This is a genomic window from Polyangium sorediatum (genome assembly GCF_029946465.1).
Classification (GTDB): domain Bacteria; phylum Myxococcota_A; class Polyangia; order Polyangiales; family Polyangiaceae; genus Polyangium; species Polyangium fumosum.
Genome location: NZ_JARZHI010000155.1, coordinates 1 through 4597 on the forward strand (window position 1 = coordinate 1; position 4597 = coordinate 4597).

The 4597-nt window shown below is 66.2% G+C and carries 4 protein-coding genes; all 4 read right to left on the reverse strand.

Annotation, left to right across the window (positions count from 1 at the left end; translation table 11 throughout):
• Window positions 1-269: hypothetical protein (locus tag QHF89_RS49645; RefSeq protein ID WP_136973398.1), on the reverse strand; the 269-nt coding region annotated here is incomplete at its 3' end.
• Window positions 270-707: 438 nt separating this feature from the next.
• A complete protein-coding gene (locus QHF89_RS49650) occupies window positions 708-1583 on the reverse strand; it encodes a hypothetical protein (RefSeq protein ID WP_136973399.1) in 876 nt (291 codons plus the stop codon).
• Between the two features lie 334 nt (window positions 1584-1917).
• Window positions 1918-3234, reverse strand: coding sequence for a tetratricopeptide repeat protein (locus QHF89_RS49655; RefSeq protein ID WP_136973400.1), 1317 nt, complete (start codon window positions 3232-3234; stop codon window positions 1918-1920).
• Between the two features lie 84 nt (window positions 3235-3318).
• On the reverse strand, window positions 3319-4323 hold the full coding sequence (locus QHF89_RS49660; RefSeq protein WP_284722016.1) for an RNA polymerase sigma factor: 1005 nt from the start codon (window positions 4321-4323) through the stop codon (window positions 3319-3321).
• Between the last annotated feature and the right edge of the window lie 274 nt (window positions 4324-4597).

Consider the following 4597-nt stretch of genomic DNA (forward strand, 5'->3'; position numbering starts at 1 on the left):
ACGCCCATGATGCGCAGGTCGAGGATGACGTCCCGAATGCCGAACTGCGCGCGGAGCTTCGTCGCGGCCCTGCGCGCGGCTCGCTCCATCACGACAGCGCTGCCCAGCCCATCCGCGGCCGCCGTGACGATGGCGTCCGCCTCGACAATGGCCGCGCGTTGCGCCGCCGTGAGCGTCTCCGCATCGGCCCACCCCTCCGCCGCACCGCGGAAATGGTCGGTGTGCTTTTCGTAGACCTCGCTCGATGCATTCACGTCGGGGGTTCGCATGTCGTGAATCCTCTCTGACCACGGTGAGATGCCGCTGGGTGGTAGGTTTGCGAGGGAGGGTACGGCCTGGCGGACGCTGGCGTCAAGGACGGAGGCGGAGGCGGAGGCGGAGGCGGAGGCGGAGGCGGAGGCGGGGGCGGGAGCGGGAGCGGAGGCGGGAGCGGGAGCGGGAGCGGCAAGCGAAATCTGTTTGTGTACCGTTTTTGAGGCTAGGGCGAGGACTAACAGCGTGATCTTAAACAGGATTTGCATGGTCCCTCCGGTTACGGGCGGAAGCCTTGCGGGACGCTCGGCGCAGCCCTCGGGGCGTTCGGCGCGGTCGCGCTCGACGGCGTAGCGCTCCGGGGGCTCTCGACGCTCGGGGTGGTCGTGCTCGACGGCGCAGCCCACCGACGAGCCCAAGAATCGCCGCGACACAACCTGCCGCCATCGACGTGCCTACTCATCGAACATGTACGATTGTCGACAACACACCGTCACTGCGTTCTCGTCGTCTTCGACCGCCTCCCCGATGGGCTCCCCCCCGCCGGCCTCGCACGTCCCCGCGACGTACGCGTGATCGGTGACCGACTTTCCGCCCATCGCGCGGCCCACGGGGAAGATGAGATCGCAGTCCCCCACGACAGATGACACGGGCTGCTCGTAGAACTGTGCCGAGCACGCCGCGTCATCGAACAGCCGCAGCGACGCCACGCACGCGCCCCCTTGCGGCGCGCCGCACGTGCATGCCGTGCATTCGCGCGAATCCTTCGGCTGAAACGGGTACATGGTCCGGGGAAGCTCCCAATTGTAGGGCTTGGGGCATTTCGCATGCTTCCCCTTCTGCCAGATGCATTGACGGTAAGGGTAGAGCACCTTCGGAACGCAGAGCTTATCCCCCGAGCCACAGAGCGACGTGTCGAGGCTCGACCGGCAGGCGAGCGCGCCCGTCTCCCATTGCGTAATCTTTGTCCCTCCGGCCTTGATGATGGGCGATGGTTTGACGTCGCACTTCTCGTTGACCGGAGGCGGAAGCGCCGAGAACGTGATCGACTGCGCGCATGGGACGCCACTCCCCGGGGGGCACTGCGCTCCCGCGGGTAGCGCGTTCGCGTTCGTGCAGGTCCCATCCCACCCCCCCGGACCGTCAAAAGGGAGCGACGGCGCCCCCACCGCGCCGCACATGCCCGCCCCGATCGTGATCTCTCCCGGGACGCCGCTGCATTGCCCCGTGGCTTTCTGGCACTCGCAGGGGTCGCACTGCATGGGGGGCGCCGTGAGGCCGGCGTAGAGCTTGAACTGCTCGCCCCCCACGAAGGGGCACCCCTTCGGCATGTCCGCAGCAGGGCCTATCCAGATGGGCCACGGAACGTGGCTCCAGAAGCCTGCCGGGGTCTCGGAATCGTCGGGGATCTCGACACATTCCCCGCCTTGCGCCTCGCATGCGGCTTGTGGATCGGCGTCCGGGCCGGCGTCGGCATCGGATCCCGCATCAGGCGGGCATGATGGACTTGGAAAATACGCGTCGGGATTGCACTCGAATATATCTATTTCTCCCGGGTTACCACATCCCTCCATTGCCACCCATGCCGGTAGCAACGAGAACAGGCAGACTACACTCTGAACAACCCGGTGCTTGCTGAATGCCGGTTTCATTGTGCCTCGTCAGCTAAAAACGCCAATTGCCGCTAAGGTTCACGCCAATCATTACGGGCGACTGGTCAACAACCAGACGCGAGCCAACCGCCACGCGCGTCCCACTCGTAAGGCCGATGATGTCCCCAGTTAGCGCAACGGACACAGGACCAGATATCGGCATCTCGGCCCCCATGCGTACACCGCCTCCCAGCTTTAGCCGTAAAAATTCCGAAGTCTGGAAGCTATCAGATGCCGCCGATACGCGAACAACACCAAGGTGCCCCAGAGCGCAGCCAAGCAGCCAACGCCAGTGTGCGCATGCAGTGAGAATGCCTCCCGCCGTCATCGCCGTAATCGGCTCGCCACCCACCTCGAATGGCAACCACGCGCCTCGGATCTCGCCGCCTAGTGAAATCGACCGAAAGCGAACCGAACCGAGGAGCGTTGCCCCGAACGCCGGGGCCCACGACGCCACCCCTAGCACCATGACCGGCCCCGCGCCGATCGAACCCCTCACCCCCGACTTCTGACCGTCCCCGCCCGGGGCATCATCATACCCATACGGATCCTCCTGCTTTGGCAAGGGCTTCCCGTCCACGACTGCTAACGCCCCAGCAATGCCGCGACGCGGATCCCCAAGCGGCTCCATGCGCACCTCGGGGAGACCACGGGGCACTGGGATTGCGGCTGCTTCCGGGAGAGCCTTGGGGGCTGGCGTAAGCTCGATCGATGGATCCGAGGGGAGCGGCGTAAGCGTGACAGGGACGTCCATGCTCCCGCCCTTGCACGCCGTGAAAATGGCGCGCCCGTCCCGATACCCTGTCAGGCTCGCGCGGATCTCGTGCTCGCCCGGCATGGCGAATGTAAAGAATCCCGTGCGATGCTTCGGATTGATCGGTTCGCCGTCGAGCGTGGTCCGTTCCGGCGCATGCGAGATCGTGACGTCCAGCATGCAGACCAGAGCCCGCGCCGTGTCGTACGCGGTCTTGAACTGCTCCCGCTCTGCCGGACTCGCACGCCAATCACGGTTGACGGCGTCATGAAGCAGATGGGCCGCCCGCGCAGGCTTTCCCAGCTTGACGAGCACGACCCCGAGCCGGCCCGCGATTAACGGATCCGGCCGGATGTTCAATGCCTCCGAATAGGCGAGCACGGCATCCGCCATCCGTCCAGAGGCCCGCGCCCGGTCGCCCCGCTGCACGTACTCCCCGAACCGGGCTTCCTCCGCGGCGGCTCGGATCGCCTCGGGATCCAGCTCGTGAACCGGGGACGCGTCGTCCGCCCACAAGGGCGCAGCAAGCCCGAGGACCCCGAGGAACGCGACGATCGCGAGGCAGCCCGTCCGCATGACGAAACTCTAGACAAACCGAGCAAAAGCAGCAAGGGGTTCGTGAAGGACGAACCCCGAGACGATAACGCGCGGAACTCTTGGTTATTGCCCCTCTTTGGGGTCGTAGGTCTTCACCCCGCGGAAAAGCCTGTCGAGCGCCTCTTCTGCCTCGGGCGTCAAGGTCGGCGAAGGTGCGGGGGCCGGAGGAGCACGGCGGACGGGAGCCGGATCCGGGTCCGGAGCAGGGGCGGGCGCAGGGGGCTCGACGTAGGCGACGGGCTCTTGTACCTGGTCGCGGAAGAGGACCAGCACGTACGGCGCGAGGTGAAGGTGTCGAACGCGCGGCGCATCGTCCGACGGCAGGAGCCACGCCGCAGTGGCCGCCGCTCCGACGAGCATGCCCACCAATGGCGCCCAAACCTTCCCGGCGATCTTGTCCGGCGACCACGGGAGCCGAGGGAGGAGCCGACCCTGGGACGAGCCCTCGGATAATTCCCCGCCCGGCGAGCCTCGCCACCAACGGCCGGAAAGGAAGAAAAGCAGGAGCGGAAGGACGCCGCGCCGGTCGCGGTCGCGCTCGCACAGCGCCGCGTAGAGCCGCATGCGCGCTTGAAAGGCTGCATTTTTCGCGGATGCCGTCGAAATGCCAAGCGATCGAGCGATCGTCTCGTGTGACTTTTCTTCGACGTCGTAACCAATGAAAGCGGCGCGTTGTCGAGGGGTCAGCTTGGCGAGTTCGTCCTGTAGGAACCGAAGGAACTCCGCGCGCTCGGCCGCTACCTCGGGCGAGACGTTGGGGGACACGATATCCTCGGCGGGGACCTCCCCGCGCGATGCGTGGCGCTGCTCGCGACGCAGGTACTTGCAGGCCATCCGCGCCGTGATGACGAACAACCACGGGCGCAGCTCGTCGTCTGGGACGTCCGCGCCCGTGCGACTTGTCGCAGCCCTCCATATGACTTCGTGCGTGATGTCGTCACGATCGGCCGGGGAACTCACCCAGCGGCCCGTCCATGCGAAGATGACGGGACGCAGCGCCGCGAGCACGGCGAAGCGTAGGCGGGAGCCGGAGGGGGGATCGGTGGAGACGTGGGCGAGGCTGGTCACGCTGGCTATAAGTCTGCCACGAGGGAGAAGGTAACGACGGGTCCGGTCGATTCTGGCAGCGTGGATGATGCCTCACACGACACCTGAGCGGACGAGTAGGTGTGCATGGGTGGCACGAACGCAGGCGTACCGGTCCCGTGACGTCATCTGATCCTCCCCCGGATCCGTGGACAAACCCAAAGGCGCGGAGATGCGCTAGGAGAGTTCCATGGCGAGGCGGAAGCGGAGGTCGTTCAGCGCGGAGTTCAAGGCAGAGGCGGTTCGTCTCTGCCAG

Bases quoted from the DNA above. Each gene is read 5' to 3' on its own strand.
- QHF89_RS49650 (WP_136973399.1), bottom strand. From the start codon at position 1,583: ATGCCGAAGGGGTGCCCCTTCGTGGGGGGCGAGCAGTTCAAGCTCTAC.
- QHF89_RS49655 (WP_136973400.1), bottom strand. From the start codon at position 3,234: ATGCGGACGGGCTGCCTCGCGATCGTCGCGTTCCTCGGGGTCCTCGGG.